The following is a 586-nucleotide window of genomic DNA, read 5'->3' as shown; positions in this document are numbered from 1 at the left end:
ACTATTATGCGGTATTAGCTATCGTTTCCAATAGTTATCCCCCGCTACCAGGCAGGTTACCTACGCGTTACTCACCCGTTCGCAACTCATCCAGAAGAGCAAGCTCCTCCTTCAGCGTTCTACTTGCATGTATTAGGCACGCCGCCAGCGTTCGTCCTGAGCCAGGATCAAACTCTCATTAAAAGTTTGAGTTCTCACTCATTTCTGTCACTGACAGATTTATTGTTTTTTCATTGTTCAGTACTATAACCTTAGTTATAGTGCCCTGCACATTGGTTCGTCTTGTTCAGTTTTCAAAGGTCTTTGTCACTCAATCTCTCTCAAGCGACAACTATATTAGTATATCACAGCTGCTAACCTATGTCAACACTTTTTTGAAACTTTTTTCAAGTTTTTTTAACCGCAATACACCATAGTCCGTACGGGATTCGAACCCGTGTTACCGCCGTGAAAAGGCGGTGTCTTAACCCCTTGACCAACGGACCTTGAGCTTTTCAACTCTTTCTATTATACCTACTTTTTTACCTTTGTCAAGAACTTTTTTTCCTCCAAGAACTTTTTTTCCTCTTTACCGAAATTCTGAAAA

1 tRNA gene and 1 rRNA gene are annotated in these 586 nt (G+C 41.3%); both read right to left on the bottom strand.

Features of this window, described 5'->3' with window-relative positions:
* Window positions 1–183, bottom strand: a 16S ribosomal RNA gene (locus D8847_RS10595); the annotation flags it as partial.
* Window positions 184–413: 230 nt separating this feature from the next.
* A tRNA-Glu gene (locus D8847_RS10590) sits at window positions 414–485 on the bottom strand.
* Window positions 486–586 lie beyond the last annotated feature (101 nt).

Source organism: Streptococcus mitis (assembly GCF_003942795.1).
Lineage (GTDB): Bacteria > Bacillota > Bacilli > Lactobacillales > Streptococcaceae > Streptococcus > Streptococcus mitis_BJ.
Note: the sequence above shows the minus strand (reverse complement) of the source record. Positions and strands in the feature narration are given on the sequence as shown.